Source organism: Streptomyces sp. bgisy159 (assembly GCF_057707805.1).
On sequence record NZ_JBYIQX010000058.1, the window covers coordinates 1 to 17,112 of the forward strand.

The window sequence follows — 17,112 nt, forward strand, 5'->3', positions numbered from 1 at the left end:
CAACCCCGTCAAGGTCTGGACCTCCACCGGCTCCTGGACCTGGGAACACTCCAAGCCCGTCACCGGCGACTTCAACGCCGACGGCAAGACCGACATAGCCGTCCTCTACAACTACGGCCAGGTCAACGGCGTCAACACCACCGGCCTGTGGACCTTCACCAGCAACGGCACCGGCTTCGGCGCCCCCGCCAAGGTCTGGACCTCCACCGGCTCGTGGACCTGGGACCGCTCCGAGCCCGTGACCGGTGACTTCAACGCCGACCACAGGACGGACCTGGGCGTCTTCTACGACTACGGCCGGCAGACGGACGGAAGCTACCGCACCGGTCTGTGGAGCTTCACCAGCGACGGCACCGCGTTCACCGACCCGGCCCGGATCTGGGACAGCAACGACATCGCCGACTGAAGCACCCCGACAGAAGAACGCCCGGCTGGTCCTCACCAGCCGGGCGTTCCCCGTGCCCGTCCGCCGTCCCCCGGCCTTGCCCCGGCTCAGCCGGTCGCGGCCGGCTTCTTCACCGTCAGGGGGAGGAGCTTCTTGCCGGTGGGGCCGACCTGGATGTGGGTGTCCATCGCCGGACACACACCGCAATCGAAGCACGGGGTCCAGCGGCAGTCCTCGACCTCGGTCTCGTCGAGGGCGTCCTGCCAGTCCTCCCAGAGCCAGTCCTTGTCCAGCCCGGAGTCGAGGTGGTCCCAGGGCAGGACCTCCTCGTAGCCGCGCTCGCGGGTGGTGTACCAGTCGACGTCGACGCCGTACGGGGCCAGCGCCTTGTCCGCGCAGCTCATCCAGCGGTCGTACGAGAAGTGCTCGCGCCAGCCGTCGAAGCGGCCGCCGTCCTCGTACACCGCGCGGATGACCGCGCCGATCCGGCGGTCGCCGCGCGAGAGCAGGCCCTCGACGATGCCGGGCTTGCCGTCGTGGTAGCGGAAGCCGATCGAGCGTCCGTACTTCTTGTCCCCGCGGATCTTGTCGCGGAGCTTCTCGAGGCGCGCGTCGGTCTCCTCGGCGGACAGCTGCGGCGCCCACTGGAAGGGGGTGTGCGGCTTGGGGACGAAGCCGCCGATGGAGACGGTGCAGCGGATGTCGTTGGACCGGGAGACCTCGCGGCCCTTCTGGATGACGCGGGTCGCCATGTCGGCGATCTGGAGGACGTCCTCGTCGGTCTCGGTGGGCAGGCCGCACATGAAGTACAGCTTCACCTGGCGCCAGCCGTTGCCGTAGGCCGTCGCGACCGTCCTGATCAGGTCCTCTTCCGAGACCATCTTGTTGATGACCTTGCGGATGCGCTCCGAGCCGCCCTCCGGGGCGAAGGTGAGGCCCGAGCGGCGGCCGTTGCGGGTCAGCTCGTTGGCCAGGTCGATGTTGAAGGCGTCGACGCGGGTGGAGGGCAGCGAGAGACCGATCTTGTCGTCCTCGTAGCGGTCGGCGAGACCCTTGGCGACGTCACCGATCTCGGAGTGGTCCGCGGACGAGAGGGACAGCAGGCCGACCTCCTCGAAGCCGGTCGCCTTCAGGCCCTTCTCCACCATGTCGCCGATGCCGGTGATCGACCGCTCGCGCACCGGGCGGGTGATCATGCCGGCCTGGCAGAAGCGGCAGCCTCGGGTGCAGCCGCGGAAGATCTCCACCGACATCCGCTCGTGGACCGTCTCGGCGAGGGGCACCAGGGGCTGCTTGGGGTACGGCCACTCGTCCAGATCCATGACGGTGTGCTTGGACACCCGCCACGGGACGCCCGACCGGTTCGGCACGACCCGGGCGATCCGGCCGTCCGGCAGGTACTCCACGTCGTAGAAGGCGGGGATGTACACCGCGCCGGTCCTGGCCAGGCGCAGCAGCACCTCCTCGCGGCCGCCGGGGCGGCCCTCGGCCTTCCACTCACGGATGATCTTCGTCATGTCGAGGACGGCCTGCTCGCCGTCGCCGATGACGGCCGCGTCGATGAAGTCGGCGATCGGCTCGGGGTTGAACGCCGCGTGACCGCCGGCCAGCACGATCGGGTCGTCCAGGCCCCGGTCCTTCGACTCCAGCGGGATGCCGGCGAGGTCCAGCGCCGTGAGCATGTTCGTGTAGCCCAGCTCGGTGGAGAAGCTGAGGCCGAACACGTCGAACGCGCCCACCGGCCGGTGGCTGTCGACCGTGAACTGCGGCACGCCGTGCTCGCGCATCAGCGCCTCCAGGTCCGGCCACACGCTGTACGTGCGCTCGGCGAGGACGCCCTCCTGTTCGTTGAGCACCTCGTAGAGGATCATGACGCCCTGGTTGGGCAGCCCGACCTCGTAGGCGTCCGGGTACATCAACGCCCAGCGGACGTCGCAGGCGTCCCAGGGTTTGACCGTGGAGTTGAGCTCTCCGCCGACGTACTGGATCGGCTTCTGCACATGGGGAAGCAGAGCTTCGAGCTGCGGGAACACAGACTCGGCGGCATCGGCAGGCATGTCGCGAACCTTCGTGAGCTGACAGGGGTGACCACCAAGCGTAACGCGGCCGGAGCCCCGGCCCGCACGCTCAGAGCGCCGCCCCCGCTCCGGCCCTCTTCCACAACGTCGGCAGCTCGGCCTCGTCCTGCGCCGCCCGCCGCTCCTCACGGCCGTACAGCACCCCGTACGTGAAGCTGCTCTCCCCCGCCGCGTGCGCCTGTCCGGCGATCTCGCGCAGGGCCTCGCGGGCCATCACGCTGTCCTGATGGTCGCCGAGCAGGGTCTGCAGGGCCTTGGCGGCTTTCACCAGGGCGGTGGCCGGGTCACCGAGGGCGGGCTCGGCGGCCTCGGCGGCGTACCGGGTGCGCTTGGCCCGCTTGCGGGCCTCGTGCAGGGCCAGGTCCCGGTCGTGGCCGGGGGGCCGTGCGAGAGCCTCCTCGACCAGCTCGGACAGCGCCCGGTAGTCCTTGCGCACGGCCTTGCGGATCACCCGGTCCGGATCGCCGGCGGCGGCCTTCCGCAGGGGCGGGTCGGCGAGCAGGGCGTCGAGGTCGTCGAGCAGCCGCAGGTACCGGCTGCCGTCCAGTACGGCGATCAGCGGGCTCCGGGAGTCGTCGCGGCGGGCCTGGGCCCAGGCGTGCAGCCGGGCCGGGACGGGGCCGGTCACCAGGGGCCGGGGAAGGTCGTCGAGGGCGGCGGTGAGACGGTCGGTCAGCACCTCCTGGTCGCGGTCCACGCCCAGCTCGCCGGCCAGCCACTTCAGTTCCTCCCCGATCGGGTCGGTGGCGGCCCGGTCGAGGATCCGGGCGTAGCTGCGGAACGCGCTGCGCAGCCGGCGCGTGGCGACGCGCATCCGGTGCACGGAGTCGGGGAGGTCGCGGCGCACGGCGGGGTCCAGTTCGACCAGCGCGTCCCGCTGGGCACGCAGATAGACGAGGAGGTGGTCGCCGGCGGTGACGGGTCCGGCGGGCGCCTTGCCCGTGCCCCGTTTCCTGCCCGCCCCGTCGGCCGGGGCGGGCTGCCGCGCCGTGTCCCGTTTCTTCTTCCCGGTGCGCCCCGGGCGGGTCTCGGTCAGCGCCCGTGCCAGCTTCGACGCGGACGTGGACGGCCGTACGCCCGCTCTGCGCAGCCGCTTCTCGACCTTGTCGAGGAACGCCGGGTCACCGTCGTCGGCGAGTTCGACCTCGATCTCGGTCCACTGGGCGCGGCCGCCGGTGCCGCCGAGCCGTTCGGCGTGGACGGCGTCCACGCTGACCTCGGCGAGCAGTCGTCCCCGCCGGTCGACCAGTTCGCGGATGTCGCGCGCCGAGCGCAGCCGGATCACCGGTACCAGTCCGGCGTCCCGCACCCGGGAGCGCAGCAGGCCGGCGAGGCCGGGCGGCAGGGTGTCGGACAGCGGTGCGCGGATCTCGTCGCGCACGCCCGGTGCGACGGGGAACTTCAGGTGCCAGCCCGCGTCCGAGCCGCCGGTGCGGCGGCGCAGGGTGATGGAGGCCGCGGCGAGCCGCTCGTCGGGGGTGTCGTAGTAGGTGGCGTCGAGTTCGGCGACGCCCTTGTCGAGGACGTCCGCGACGCCGGCGACGCCGGTCAGGTCGGGAAGACCACTGTCGTCGGATTCGTACTTGCGCTCGACCTCGCGTTTCGTCTCCGCCATGACCCGACTGTAGTAGCGGCCCGGCCCGGAGGGCAGGGCCGACCGGGGCCGAAGCCGCGGTCGGCCTGAAGTGAGGGGCGTGCGGCAGCCGGGTCAGGCCGACATCGGCCGCTGCACTCTGATCGACTGGAGGAGACCCACCGCCACCCATACCGAGAACATCGACGATCCGCCGTACGACACGAACGGCAGCGGCAGACCGGTGACCGGCATGATGCCGAGTGTCATGCCGATGTTCTCGAAGGACTGGAAGGCGAACCAGGCGACGATCCCCGCGGCCACCACCGTGCCGTACAGCTCGGTCGTCTCCCTCGCGATCCGGCAGGCACGCCACAGGACCACTCCGAGCAGCAGGATGATCAGTCCGGCGCCGACGAAGCCCAGTTCCTCCCCTGCGACCGTGAAGACGAAGTCGGTCTGCTGCTCCGGCACGAACTGGCCGGTGGTCTGCGAACCGTGGAACAGCCCCGAGCCGGTCAGGCCGCCCGAGCCGATGGCGATGCGCGCCTGGTTGGTGTTGTAGCCGACGCCCGCCGGGTCCAGCTCCGGGTTGGCGAAGGCGGCGAAGCGGGCGATCTGGTAGTCGTCCAGGACACCGAGCTGCCAGACCGCGACGGCGCCGGTCGCGCCGGCCCCGAGCAGCCCGAAGACCCAGCGGTTGGAGGCGCCGGAGGCGAGCAGCACCCCGAGCACGATGATCACCATCACCATGACGGAGCCCAGGTCGGGCATCAGCATGACGATGAGCATGGGGACCGCGGCCAGCCCCAGGGCCTGTAGCACGGTCCGGTGGTCGGGATACGTCTTGTCGCCCGCGTCGACCCGCGCCGCCAGCAGCATCGCCATGCCCAGGATGATCGTGATCTTCACGAACTCGGAGGGCTGCAGGGAGAAGCCGCCGCCCAGGACGATCCAGGAGTGGGCGCCGTTGACCGTGGAGCCGAGCGGGGTGAGCACCAGCAGGATTCCGAGGACGGACAGCCCGTACAGGACCGGTACCGCGTTGCGCAGGGTGCGGTGGCCGAGCCAGACGGTGCCGACCATCAGCGCGAGGCCGAGACCGGTGTTCATCAGGTGCCGGACGAGGAAGTAGTACGGGTCGCCCTGGTTGATCTCGGTGCGGTTGCGGGTGGCCGAGAACACCAGCAGCGAGCCCAGCAGGGACAGGGCGAGCGCCGACAGCAGTATCGGCCAGTCCAGCCGCCGGGCCATCGAGTCACGGGCGAAGATCCGCGTCCAGCCGGCCCGCTCGGGCCCGTACCCCGAGACGGAGAAGCTGTTGGCACCGGTCATGTGCGCGCCCTCCGGGTCCCTCGCGTCCGTCGGCCGCGCCCCGTGCGTGTCCCCGCGCACCCCGCCGTCCGGCGGCGGCGCCGGGTGTCACGGTTGCCGCCGGTGTTCTGTCCCGTGGTCGCGCCCTCCTGCGTCCCGTCGGGCTGGTCCGAGCCGCCCTCCTGGTAGATCCGCGCTTCCTTCGCCGGGTCCTTGCCGATCTTCGGCGAGGTGATGGTGCCGTCCGTCCTGACCTTCGGCAGGCTCTTCTGCGGGGTGGGCAGCAGCGCCTTGCTCTTGTCGATCGAGCCCTCGTCGGTGACGCCGTACAGCGCGTCGTAGATGTTGCGCACGGCCGGACCGGAGGCGCCGGATCCTGTACCGCCCTGGGAGATCGTCATGACGATCGTGTAGTCCTTGGTGTACGTGGCGAACCAGGACGTGGTCTGCTTGCCGTAGACCTCCGCGGTGCCGGTCTTGGCGTGCATCGGGATCTTCTCCTGGGGCCAGCCGACCTGGGCGAACCGCCAGGCGGCGGTGCCCCGGGTGGCGGCTCCGGCGAGCGCCTTGTCCATCTTGGTCAGCGTGTCCCGGCTTATCGGCAGCTTGCCGTGGGCCTTGGGCGCGATCTCGGTGACCGTCCTGCCGTCGGGGCTGACGACGGCCTTGCCGATCGTCGGGTCGTACAGCGTGCCGCCGTTGGCGATGGCCGCGTAGATGGTGGCCATCTGGATGGGGGTGACGAGGGTGTCGCCCTGGCCGATGGAGTAGTTGATCTCGTCACCGGCGCGCATCTTGTTGCCCTCGAGGCAGTTCTCGTACGCGATCTGCTCGACGTAGGTGCCGCCCTTCTTGCCCTGCTTGCACCAGGCGTCCTTGTTGGCCTTCCAGTAGTTCTGCTTCCACTGCCGGTCGGGGACCCGTCCGGTGACCTCGTTGGGCAGGTCGATGCCGGTCTCCGCGCCCAGGCCGAACCGGTGGGCGGTCTTGAAGAAGTAGTCGTCCGGGTTCTTCGGGTTGATCCCGCCGTCCTTCCGCCACTGGTCGTGCGCCAGGCGGTAGAAGACGGTGTCGCAGGAGACCTCCAGGGCCCGCCCCAGGTCCATCGGGCCGTAGTTGCGCGACTCGTAGTTCTTGAAGACCTGGCCGCCGACCGAGTAGGCACTGGAGCAGTCGTAGCTGCCGTCGAAGTCGTAGCCGGCCGCGACGGCCGCGGAGGTGGAGATCACCTTGAAGATCGAGCCGGGGGCGGCCTGGCCCTGGATGGCCCGGTTCAGCAGCGGGTAGTTGGAGTCCTTGCCGGTGAGCTTCTTGTAGTCCTTGGCGGAGATGCCGCCGACCCACGCGTTCGGGTCGTAGGACGGGTTGGACGCCATGGCGACGATGCGTCCGGTCCTCGCCTCCATCACGACCACGGCACCGGCGTCCGCCTTGTAGTTCTCGCCCGTGTTGTGGTCGAAGACCTTGCGGGCCTCCTTCATCGCGTCGTTCAGCTCGAACTCGGCGACGCGCTGCACCCGGGCGTCGATGCTGGTGACGAGGTTGGAGCCGGGCTCGGCGGGGGTGGCCTCGGCCTGGCCGATGACCCTGCCGAGGTTGTCGACCTCGTAGCGGGTCACGCCCGCCTTGCCGCGCAGCTCCTTGTCGTACTGCCGCTCCAGGCCGGAGCGGCCGACCTGGTCGGAGCGCAGGTACGGCGAGTCGGTGTCCTGGGCCTGCTGGATCTCCTCGTCGGTGACCGGGGAGAGGTAGCCGAGCACCTGGGCGGTGTTGGCCTTGCCCGGCGCCGCGTAGCGCCGCACCGCCTGCGGTTCGGCGGTGATGCCGGGGAAGTCCTCGGCGCGCTCGCGGATCTGCAGCGCCTGCTTGGGGGTGGCCTCGTCGGTGATGGGGATCGGCTGGTAGGGCGAGCCGTTCCAGCAGGGCTGGGGGGTCTCCCGGTCGCACAGCCGGACCTTCAGCATGACCTCGGCCGGGTCCATCCCGAGGACCCCGGCCAGCTTGGTCAGGACCGCCTTGCCGTCGTCCTTCTGCTTCAGCAGGTCGGTGCGGGAGGCGGAGACCACGAGCCGGGTCTCGTTGTCGGCGAGGGGCACGCCGCGGGCGTCCAGGATCGAACCGCGCACGGCCGGCTGCACGACCTGCTGGACGTGGTTGCCGGAGGCCTCCTTGGCGTACTCGTCGCCCTCCCGGATCTGCAGGTACCACAGCCGGCCGCCGAGCGTGCCGAGGAGGGAGAGGACGAGGATCTGGATGACGACGAGGCGGATCTGGACCCGTTGGGACCGTCCGGTCTCGGGAATGTTGGTCACTGCGGCTGCCTCCCCCTCTCAGTGCGCGGCCGACGAAGTGAACGAGTGTGCGGCACCTGGCGCCTGCGTACGACAGGGGAACGACGGGCCGCTCCGGCCACGTTCCCCCTTCGCGTCCTCCGTCCGGGTGAACCGGCCCCTGCTCACCGCCGCCGGCTTCCTGCTCAGCGCTTCGCGCCTTCCCCTGCTCACAGCCGCTTGACCCCCTTGATACGGCCCGCCCGAGCGGTGCGCGCACGCACCGTCTTCATCCTCAGGCCGCCCCGCTGCCCGCCGATCCTCAGCCCCGTCCCCGAGGCGAGCCAGCCCGTGGAGATGTCGGGGGACTTGGCCGCCGAGTTGGTGTCGGCCAGCGGGTCGTTCTCGGCGCGGCGAGCCAGGGCCATCACCCCGGGCACCACGAACGGCGCGAGCAGCAGGTCGTACAGGGCGGCGCTGAACAGCAGCCCGCCGAGGCCCACATGGCGGGCGGCGGTGTCGCCGACGAGGGCGCCGACCCCCGCGTACAGCAGGGTGGAGCCGAGGGCGGCACCGACGACCACGGCCATCGGGCCGGTGGCGGACTTCAGCTGGCCGTTCTCCGGCTTGACGAGCCCGGCCAGGTAACCGATGACGCACAGCACCAGCGCGTAGCGGCCGGCCGCGTGGTCCGCGGGCGGGGCCAGGTCGGCCAGCAGCCCGGCGCCGAAGCCGACCAGGGCGCCGCCGACATGGCCGTAGACCATGGCGAGGCCGAGGACGGTCAGCAGCAGCAGGTCGGGGACCGCGCCGGGCAGGTGCAGCCGGGCGAGGACGCTCACCTGGACGACCAGGGCGACCACGACCAGCGTCGTGGAGAGCAGGATCCGGTTGACACGCATGGAAAGTCAGCTCCTACTGCTGCTCTTGCTGCTGGCCGTCGGGCTGGGACGCGCCCGGGGTGACCGTGACGGTCACCGTGGGCGTGGGTACCGGCTTGGGCTTGGCGGGGAGCACGGTGTCGCGCGGGTCCTTCTTCGGGGCCTGGACGACCACGCCGACGATGTCGAGCTTGGTGAAGCTGACGTACGGCGTGACGTAGAGGGTGCGGGTGAGGTCGCCGCCGGACGGGTCGACCCGGGAGACCACGCCGACCGGCACGCCGGGCACGAACGGCTTGTCGGCCTGGGAGCCGAAGGTGACCAGCCGGTCGCCCTTCTTCACCTCGGCCTTGCCGTTGAGGAGTTCCACCCGCAGCGGCCGGTCGCCCTGGCCGGAGGCGAAGCCCAGCTCGTCGCTGGCCTCCATACGGGTGCCGACGGTGAAGTCGGGGTCGCTGGCCAGCAGCACCGTCGCGGTGTCCGGGCCGACGGTGGTGACCCGTCCGACGAGGCCGTCGCCGTTGAGGACGGTCATGTCGCGCTGGATGCCGTCGTTGGCGCCCGCGTCGATGGTGATGGTCCAGGAGAAGCCCTGCGCCGCGCCGATGGCGATGACCTGGGCCCCCTTGATGCCGTACTGTCCCGCGCCGGCCGTCTTCAGCATCTTCTCCAGCTGGGCCAGCCGGCTGCGGTTGCGGTCGTCGCTGCCCAGCTTCGCCTTCAGGGCGGCGTTCTCCTTCTCCAGCTCGGCGAGCCGGTCATGGCGTTCGCCGGAGTCACGGACCGCCGATACAGCGTTGCCGACCGGGTCGACCGCGGAGGACACCCCCTCCTCGATGGGCCCGAAGACGGTGGCCGCGGCCTGCCGGGCACCGTCGACCGGTGAGTCCTCCCCGCCGCGGATGTCCACCGTGATCAGCGCGAGCGCGACGGCGACCAGCAGCACCAACAGCAGCCGGCTCTCTCGTGTGTCCCTCACGTGCGGCGGCCGTGCCCTTCCTCGTAGGAATCGGGAAATCCGCAGGGAACGTCCCCCGGGATTCGCATTCGATGCGGTGTGTGGAGCTTATGCCTCAATACCAACGATCCGCCGTACGAGAGGAGATCGTCTCGTACGGCGGAATCGTTGCGTCACGTCATCTGCGCGGGGCCGCGTCCAGCACCTGCTGGAGCGCCTCGAACTCCTCGACGCACTTGCCGGAGCCGAGCGCCACGCTGTCCAGCGGGTCCTCGGCGATGTGGATCGGCATTCCGGTCTCGCGCCGCAGCCGCTCGTCCAGACCGCGCAGCAGGGCTCCGCCGCCGGTCAGAACGATTCCGCGGTCCATGATGTCGCCGGACAGCTCCGGCGGGCACTTGTCGAGGGTGGTCTTCACGGCGTCGACGATGGCGTTGACGGGCTCCTCGATCGCCTTGCGTACCTCCGCTGCGGAGATGACGACCGTCTTGGGCAGCCCCGACACCAGGTCCCGGCCACGGATTTCGGTGTGCTCGTCGGAGTCGAGGTCGTACGCCGAACCGATCGTGATCTTGATCTGTTCGGCCGTCCGCTCACCCAGCAGAAGGGAGTACTCCTTCTTGATGTGCTGGATGATCGCGTTGTCCAGCTCGTCGCCCGCGACGCGGATGGACTGCGCGGTGACGATGCCGCCGAGCGAGATGACCGCGACCTCCGTGGTGCCGCCGCCGATGTCCACCACCATGTTGCCCGTGGCCTCGTGGACCGGCAGGCCGGAGCCGATGGCCGCGGCCATGGGCTCCTCGATGATGTGCACCTGGCGGGCGCCGGCCTGGGTCGACGCCTCGATGACGGCGCGGCGCTCGACCCCGGTGATCCCGGAGGGCACGCACACGACGACTCGGGGCCGGGCGAGGTAGCGCCGCTTGTGGATCTTCAGGATGAAGTAGCGGAGCATGCGCTCGGTGATCTCGAAGTCGGCGATCACACCGTCCTTCAGCGGCCGCACGGCGACGATGTTGCCGGGGGTGCGCCCGATCATCTTCTTCGCTTCCGCGCCGACCGCGAGGATGCCACCGGTGTTGGTGTTGATCGCGACGACGGACGGCTCGTTGAGTACGATCCCGCGACCCCTGACGTACACCAGCGTGTTGGCGGTCCCGAGGTCGACAGCCATGTCACGGCCGATGAACGACATTGAGTTCCCCATCAGGATTCGTCTGGCCTTCCCACGGAGCTTTTGAGGGCTTTTCAGGTAGGCGGGGTGGGTGCTGTGACGTGAAGGCTTCCATCGTAGACGCGCCTTCGCGAACACCGCGTGAGGGTCTTCGCCATTGTCAGCAGATGATGTGTGGCTTCGCTTCCGGAGACGTGCGTTCGGGGGGACACGTTCCCTCGATCGCCCCCCGGGTGCGGAGAAGGTCCGGGGAGAGGCGTCCCCGGACCGGCACCTTCCCGATGGCGCGGGGGTTACGCCCGGCCGGGGAAGAAGATCTTCACCTCGCGCTCGGCGGACTCCTCCGAGTCCGAGGCGTGGATCAGGTTCTCCCGCACGATCACACCGAAGTCGCCCCGGATGGAGCCGGGCGCGGCGGCGATGGGGTCGGTGGGCCCGGCCAGCTGCCGGACCCCCTCGATCACCCGCTCCCCCTCGACGATCATCGCGACCACCGGGCCGGACGACATGAACTCGACCAGCGGCTCGTAGAACGGACGGCCGACGTGCTCGGCGTAGTGCTGCTCCAGGATCGCGCGGTCCAGGGTGCGCAACTCCAGCGCGATGATCCTCCAGTCGGCCTTGCGCTCGATGCGGCTGATGATCTCGCCGACCAGTGAGCGACGGACAGCGTCCGGCTTCAAGAGGACAAGCGTGCGCTGGGTCACGGGAGGACTCCTTCTTCCTGCCAGGTGTGCGGTGGGACGAGGTTACAGGGCGTGTCGGGGCCCCTGTTACGCAGCGTCAGGTGTAGAGGCGGTGGTGTCCGCTTCTGCGGCGAATCTCGCCTTTGCCTCGTCGATCTTGCGACCGTAGTGGACGGACGCCCACCACAGGGCAGCGAAGACCACGCCCAGGACGAACATCATCGGCACGAAGACGCCCGAGGCGACGAGGGCGAGCTGCAGGGCCCAGCCCAGGGCCACGCCGCCGGGCCGGGTGACGATCCCGCACAGCGCCACGGACAGGAACATCGCGATCCCGCACACCGTCCACACCGTGCCCGTGGACAGGCCGTCGTCCTTCATCGCGACCAGCCCGGCGAACCCGATGACGAAGAACTCGCCGATCAGCGTCGAGGAACAGAGCGTACGCATGCTTCTTCGACCTCAGCCCTTCCCCAGCAGCAGCCGGGCCTCGCCGACCGTGATGACGGAACCGGTGACGAGCACGCCGCCGCCGGCGAACTCGCCCTCCTCCTCGGCGAGCGTGATCGCCGCTTCCAGCGCGTCCGGCAGCCGCGGCTCGACCTGCACCCGCTCCTCGCCGAACACCTCGACGGCGATCGCGGCCAGCTCGTCGGCGTCCATCGCGCGATGGCTGGAGTTCTGGGTGACCACGACCTCCGCGAACACCGGTTCGAAGGCCTCCAGCAGCCCTCGCACGTTCTTGTCGCCGCTCGCGCCGACCACGCCGATCAGCCGGCTGAAGTCGAACGCCTCACCGATCGCCTCGGCGGTCACCCGGGCGCCCGCCGGATTGTGTGCGGCGTCCAGCACCACGGTCGGGGAGCGCCGTACCACCTCCAGCCGGCCCGGGGAGGAGGCCGACGCGAACGCCTTGCGCACGGTCTCGATGTCCAGCGGGTCGGCGCGCTGCGCCCCGACGCCGAAGAAGGCCTCCACGGCGGCCAGGGCGACGGCCGCGTTGTGCGCCTGGTGGGCGCCGTGCAGCGGCAGGTAGACCTCGGTGTACTCGCCGCCGAGCCCGCGCAGGGTGAGCAGCTGGCCGCCGACGGCGACCTGCCGGGCGACGACACCGAACTCCAGGCCCTCCCGGGCGACCGTGGCGTCCACCTCGACGGCCTTCTTCAGCAGCACCTGGGCGGCGTCGACGGGCTGCTGGGCCAGGATGACCGTCGCGTCCGGCTTGACGATCCCCGACTTCTCCCCGGCGATCTCGGCGGGCGTCTCGCCGAGCCGGTCGGTGTGGTCGAGGTCGATGGGGGTGACCACCGCGACATCGGCGTCGATGACGTTGGTCGCGTCCCACGTGCCGCCCATGCCGACCTCGACGACGGCCACGTCGACCGGCGCGTCGGCGAAGGCGGCGTACGCCATGCCGGTGAGCACCTCGAAGAAGGACAGCCGGTACTCCTGCCGGTCGTCGACCATCTCGATGTACGGCTTGATGTCCTGGTACGTCTCGACGAAGCGCTCGGCGGAGATCGGGGCGCCGTCCAGGCTGATGCGTTCGGTGACCGACTGCACGTGCGGGGAGGTGTACCGGCCGGTGCGCAGCTCGAAGGCTCCGAGGAGGGCCTCGATCATGCGGGCGGTGGAGGTCTTGCCGTTGGTGCCGGTGATGTGGATCGAGGGGTACGAGCGCTGCGGCTCGCCGAGGACGTCCATCAGCGCGGCGATCCTGCCGACCGACGGCTCCAGCTTGGTCTCGCCCCAGCGGGTCGCGAGTTCCGCCTCGACCTCGCGCAGGGCCTTGTCGACCTCGGGGTCCTGCGGGCGCGCGGGGATGTCGGGGCTCGGCGGGCCGCCCTGGGTGCGCAGGGTGCGGCTGCCGGCCTCGATGACCGCGAGGTCGGGGTCGCGGTCGGTCTCCGCCGCGATGATCTCCTCGAAGCTGTCGAGGGGGTCGGGCTGGTCGCTCTGGTCGCCGGTGCCGGGGATGTCGCTCACGGGGCCAGTCTACGGAGGCCTGCTGACAGACGTCGGCGACGGCCCCGGGGCGGTGTCCCCCGGGGCCGTCGCCGGACGGTCACTGCTGCGGCAGCTTCTCCAGCTGGGCCTGGATGCGGGTGATGTCCTCCTCCGCCTTGGCCAGGCGGGTGCGGATCTTGTCGACCACGTGGTCCGGGGCCTTGCCGAGGAACGCCTCGTTGCCGAGCTTGGCGTGGGCCTGGGCCTTCTCCTTCTCGGCCGCCGCCAGGTCCTTGGCCAGGCGCTTGCGCTCGGCCGCCACGTCGATCGTGCCGGACAGGTCGAGGGCGACCTCGGCGCCCGCGACCGGCAGGGTCGCCGTGGCCGTGAAGGACTCGCCCTCCGGCTGGAGGCGGAGCAGCTGCCGGATGGCCGCCTCGTGCGGTGCCAGCGCCGTGCCGTCCAGGGAGAGCCGCGCCGGGACCCGCTGGCCGGGCTGCAGGCCCTGGTCGGCGCGGAAGCGGCGGACCTCGGTGATGACGGACTGCAGGGTCTCGATCTCCCGCTCGGCGGCCTCGTCCCGGAAGCCGCTGTCGGCGGGCCAGTCGGCGATGACGATCGACTCGCCGCCGGTCAGCGTGGTCCACAGGGTCTCGGTGACGAAGGGAACCACCGGGTGCAGCAGTTTGAGGGTGACGTCGAGGACCTCGCCGAGGACCCGCTTGGAGACCTCCGCCGGCTCGCCGCCCGCCTGGAAGACGGTCTTGGACAGCTCGACGTACCAGTCGAAGACCTCGTCCCACGCGAAGTGGAACAGGGCGTCGGACAGCTTGGCGAACTGGAAGTCGTCGTAGTGGGCGTCGACTTCGGCGACGACGGAGTTCAGCCGGGACAGGATCCAGCGGTCCGTCGCCGACATCCGGGCGGCGTCCGGCAGCGGGCCCTCGACCGTCGCGCCGTTCATCAGCGCGAAGCGGGTCGCGTTCCAGATCTTGTTGGCGAAGTTGCGCGAGCCCTGGACCCAGTCCTCGCCGATCGGGACGTCGACGCCGGGGTTGGCGCCCCGGGCGAGGGTGAACCGCAGGGCGTCCGAGCCGTACTTGTCCATCCAGTCCAGCGGGTTGACCGCGTTGCCGAAGGACTTCGACATCTTCTTGCCGAACTGGTCGCGGACCATGCCGTGCAGGGCGATGGTGTGGAAGGGCGGGGTGCCGTCCATCGCGTAGAGGCCGAACATCATCATCCGGGCGACCCAGAAGAAGAGGATGTCGTAGCCGGTGACCAGGACGGAGTTCGGGTAGAACTTCGCGAGCGACTCGGTCCGTTCGGGCCAGCCGAGCGTGGAGAACGGCCACAGGCCGGAGGAGAACCAGGTGTCGAGGACGTCGGTGTCCTGGTGCCAGCCCTCGCCGGTGGGCGGTTCCTCGTCGGGGCCGACGCAGACGACCTCGCCGTTCGGGCCGTACCAGACGGGGATGCGGTGGCCCCACCACAGCTGGCGCGAGATGCACCAGTCGTGGAGGTTGTCGACCCAGTCGAAGTACCGCTTCTCCATCTCCTGCGGGTGGATCTTGACGCGGCCGTCGCGGACGGCGTCACCGGCGGCCTTGGCCAGCGGGCCGACCTTGACCCACCACTGCATGGACAGGCGCGGCTCGATGGTCGTCTTGCAGCGCGAGCAGTGACCCACCGAGTGGACGTAGGGCCGCTTCTCGGCGACGATCCGGCCCTCGGCGCGCAGGGCGGCGACGATGGCGGAGCGGGCCTCCAGGCGGTCCAGGCCCTGGAAGGGGCCGTGGGCGGTGATGACCGCGTGCTCGTCCATGACGGTGAGCGAGGGCAGGTCGTGGCGCCGGCCGATCTCGAAGTCGTTCGGGTCGTGCGCCGGGGTGACCTTGACGGCACCGGTGCCGAACTCGGGGTCGACGTGGGTGTCGGCGACGACCGGGATGGAACGGTCGGTCAGCGGCAGCTTGATGAGCTTGCCGACCAGGTGCTTGTAGCGCTCGTCGTCCGGGTGGACCGCGACGGCGGTGTCGCCGAGCATGGTCTCGGCTCGGGTCGTGGCGACGACGATGGTGTCGTCGCCGTCGCCGTACTTCATCGAGACGAGTTCGCCGTCGTCGTCCTGGTACTCGACCTCGATGTCCGAGATCGCGGTCAGGCAGCGCGGGCACCAGTTGATGATGCGCTCGGCGCGGTAGATGAGTTCGTCGTCGTAGAGCCGCTTGAAGATGGTCTGGACGGCCTGCGAGAGGCCCTCGTCCATGGTGAAGCGCTCGCGGGACCAGGCGACGCCGTCGCCGAGGCGGCGCATCTGGCCGCTGATCTGCCCGCCGGACTCGCCCTTCCACTGCCAGACCCGCTCGACGAACGCCTCGCGGCCGAGGTCGTGCCGGGACTTGCCCTCCTTGCCGAGTTCGCGCTCGACGACGTTCTGCGTGGCGATGCCGGCGTGGTCCATGCCGGGCTGCCACAGCGTCTCGTGACCCTGCATCCGCTTGCGGCGGGTGAGGGCGTCGATGAGGGTGTGCTCGAAGGCGTGCCCGAGGTGCAGGCTGCCCGTGACGTTCGGCGGCGGAATGACGACGGTGTACGCCGGCTTGTCGCTCTTGGCGTCCGCCTCGAAGTAGCCCCGCTCCACCCAGCGCTCGTACAGCGGCCCCTCTACGTCGGCCGGCGCGTACTGGGTCGGCAGGTCGGTGGTGGGCGCTGGTGGCTGCTGCTGAGCGTTCTCGGTCACGGGCTCAGTTTAGGGGTGTCACGAGCCCGTCCCGAAACCCGTTTGTTCTGTAACGGTAGGCCCCCCGCCGCCGTGGCCTGCGAGCCGCTGGGTCAGGATGTCAGGAACACATAAGCATCTGGAGGGGACCCAGTAATGAGTCAGAACCAGCCGGGCCCGTACGGCGGGCAGCCCCAGCAGCCCGGGCCGTACGGCCAGCCGGGCCCCTACGGCCAGCAGCAGCCGCAGGCACCCCAGCCCGGCTACGGCTACCCCCAGCAGCCGCAGGCCCCGCAGCCCGGTTACGGCTACCCGCAGCAGGGCGCCCCCCAGCAGCCGTACGGCCAGCCGGGTACTCCTCCCCCGGGCCAGCCGCCGTACGGCCAGGTGCCCTACCCGACGGTGCCGCACCCGCCGGCGCCCGGCGGCGGCGGCAAGAAGAAGGCCGCGATCATCATCAGCGCGGTCGCGGTCGTCGCCGCCATCGCGGTCGGCGCGACCCTGCTGCTCGGCGGGAGCGGCGGCTCGGGCCTCGCGGACGACGGCCCCCACAAGCTGACGACGCCGGACACGGTGCTCACCGACTACAAGAAGCAGGCCGAGGACGGCGACGGCGGCCCCATGTCGGAAGACGACATCAAGGACGCCGAGAAGTGGGGAGTGAAGAACCCCAGCGATGTCAGCGCCTCCTATCTCGCCGGGAACGAGAACAACCCGATGGCGCAGAAGCAGCTCCACTTCGGCGGTGTGTCCGGTGAGATAGCGGACCCGGAGAAGGTGGTCGACGCGCTTCTGGCCAAGATGAAGGAGTCCGCCAACGAGGACGACGACGACGTGAAGGTCACCATGGTCGGTGAGCCGAAGTCGTACGACAACGCCGAAGGTGCCGTCCTGAAGTGCCAGGAGGCGAAGATGGAGCCCAAGGACGGTTCCGGCGAGGGTCCCACGTCGATGAGCCTGTCCTACTGTGTCTGGGGCGACTACAGCACACTCGGCATGGTGATGCCGATGGACATCGCGGAGATGGCGGCCGAGAAGAAGTCCGATCCGGCCACTGCGGCCGACATCACCGCGAAGGTCCGCGACGAGGTCCGGGTCAAGGCGTGACACCACCGCAGGCC

General features: G+C 70.2%; 13 protein-coding genes. 2 read left to right on the top strand and 11 right to left on the bottom strand.

Annotation, left to right across the window (positions count from 1 at the left end; genetic code table 11):
* On the top strand, positions 1 to 406 hold a 406-nt coding region (locus AC3ET3_RS32995), incomplete at its 5' end, for an FG-GAP repeat domain-containing protein (protein WP_435613451.1).
* Positions 407 to 492: 86 nt separating this feature from the next.
* Here the strand turns inward: AC3ET3_RS32995 and AC3ET3_RS33000 are convergent.
* The 11 genes from AC3ET3_RS33000 to AC3ET3_RS33050 form a co-directional block, all read right to left on the bottom strand.
* On the bottom strand, positions 493 to 2,442 hold the full coding sequence (locus AC3ET3_RS33000) for a TIGR03960 family B12-binding radical SAM protein (RefSeq protein ID WP_432140016.1): 1,950 nt from the start codon (positions 2,440 to 2,442) through the stop codon (positions 493 to 495).
* Between the two features lie 70 nt (positions 2,443 to 2,512).
* The gene (locus tag AC3ET3_RS33005) at positions 2,513 to 4,078 is read right to left on the bottom strand and encodes a CYTH and CHAD domain-containing protein (protein WP_432158608.1); all 1,566 of its coding nucleotides are present in this window, start codon (positions 4,076 to 4,078) and stop codon (positions 2,513 to 2,515) included.
* A 93-nt stretch (positions 4,079 to 4,171) separates the two neighbouring features.
* Positions 4,172 to 5,371 carry a rod shape-determining protein RodA gene (gene rodA, locus AC3ET3_RS33010; RefSeq protein WP_432140014.1) on the bottom strand — a complete coding sequence of 400 codons (1,200 nt, stop codon included), beginning with the start codon at positions 5,369 to 5,371 and terminating at the stop codon, positions 4,172 to 4,174.
* Positions 5,368 to 7,662, bottom strand: coding sequence for a penicillin-binding protein 2 (mrdA, locus tag AC3ET3_RS33015; RefSeq protein WP_435613452.1), 2,295 nt, complete (start codon positions 7,660 to 7,662; stop codon positions 5,368 to 5,370). Before mrdA ends, rodA begins: the two co-directional genes overlap by 4 nt.
* Before the next feature lie 188 nt (positions 7,663 to 7,850).
* A complete protein-coding gene (gene mreD / locus AC3ET3_RS33020) occupies positions 7,851 to 8,522 on the bottom strand; it encodes a rod shape-determining protein MreD (protein WP_432140012.1) in 672 nt (223 codons plus the stop codon).
* A gap of 13 nt (positions 8,523 to 8,535) precedes the next feature.
* Complete coding sequence (gene mreC, locus AC3ET3_RS33025) at positions 8,536 to 9,480, bottom strand: rod shape-determining protein MreC (RefSeq protein WP_432140011.1); 945 nt, start codon at positions 9,478 to 9,480, stop codon at positions 8,536 to 8,538.
* 157 nt (positions 9,481 to 9,637) lie between these two features.
* Entirely contained in the window at positions 9,638 to 10,657 is a 1,020-nt protein-coding gene (locus tag AC3ET3_RS33030) for a rod shape-determining protein (protein ID WP_030779466.1), read from the bottom strand.
* A 272-nt stretch (positions 10,658 to 10,929) separates the two neighbouring features.
* Complete coding sequence (ndk, locus tag AC3ET3_RS33035; RefSeq protein ID WP_432140010.1) at positions 10,930 to 11,343, bottom strand: nucleoside-diphosphate kinase; 414 nt, start codon at positions 11,341 to 11,343, stop codon at positions 10,930 to 10,932.
* A 66-nt stretch (positions 11,344 to 11,409) separates the two neighbouring features.
* A complete protein-coding gene (locus tag AC3ET3_RS33040; protein ID WP_432140009.1) occupies positions 11,410 to 11,772 on the bottom strand; it encodes a DUF4233 domain-containing protein in 363 nt (120 codons plus the stop codon).
* A 12-nt stretch (positions 11,773 to 11,784) separates the two neighbouring features.
* A complete protein-coding gene (folC, locus tag AC3ET3_RS33045) occupies positions 11,785 to 13,308 on the bottom strand; it encodes a bifunctional tetrahydrofolate synthase/dihydrofolate synthase (RefSeq protein WP_435613453.1) in 1,524 nt (507 codons plus the stop codon).
* A 79-nt stretch (positions 13,309 to 13,387) separates the two neighbouring features.
* Positions 13,388 to 16,012 (bottom strand): valine--tRNA ligase, encoded by a 2,625-nt coding sequence (locus AC3ET3_RS33050; protein WP_432158607.1) that lies wholly within the window; start codon positions 16,010 to 16,012, stop codon positions 13,388 to 13,390.
* A 135-nt stretch (positions 16,013 to 16,147) separates the two neighbouring features.
* Here AC3ET3_RS33050 and AC3ET3_RS33055 point away from each other — a divergent pair, with 135 nt between their 5' ends.
* Positions 16,148 to 17,098 carry a hypothetical protein gene (locus AC3ET3_RS33055; protein WP_435613454.1) on the top strand — a complete coding sequence of 317 codons (951 nt, stop codon included), beginning with the start codon at positions 16,148 to 16,150 and terminating at the stop codon, positions 17,096 to 17,098.
* The last annotated feature ends 14 nt before the right edge of the window (positions 17,099 to 17,112 follow it).